This window comes from Vibrio sp. La 4.2.2 (genome assembly GCF_027586995.1).
GTDB classification, from domain to species: domain Bacteria; phylum Pseudomonadota; class Gammaproteobacteria; order Enterobacterales; family Vibrionaceae; genus Vibrio; species Vibrio mediterranei.
This window is the reverse complement of sequence record NZ_JAPPTJ010000034.1, coordinates 1-367: the sequence shown is the minus strand read 5'-3', so window position 1 is coordinate 367 and position 367 is coordinate 1. Positions and strand designations below refer to the sequence as shown.

Below are 367 nucleotides of genomic sequence, written 5' to 3'. Positions count from 1 at the left end.
ATCTACTTCAGGAATTACGTGCCAGCCGTATGCTTCGAAGCGCTTCGGTGTATCGTCAGAGAACCAACCTTCGACTTCACCATCGATAGAAATACCGTTGTCATCCCAGAAAGCAATCAGCTTACCTAGACCTAGCGTGCCTGCTAGAGAACATGCTTCGTGAGAGATACCTTCCATCAGACAGCCGTCGCCCATGAAGACATAAGTGAAGTGGTCAACGATGTCGTGACCTTCTTTGTTGAATTGTGCTGCAAGAGATTTCTCAGCAATCGCCATACCAACCGCGTTGGTAATGCCTTGACCTAGAGGACCAGTCGTAGTCTCGATACCTGGTGCATAGCCGTACTCTGGGTGACCTGGCGTTTTA

At 49.3% G+C, this 367-nt stretch carries 1 pseudogene; it reads right to left on the bottom strand.

Features of this window, described 5'->3' with window-relative positions:
• Positions 1-367, bottom strand: a pseudogene (locus OH456_RS25950) (transketolase); the annotation flags it as partial.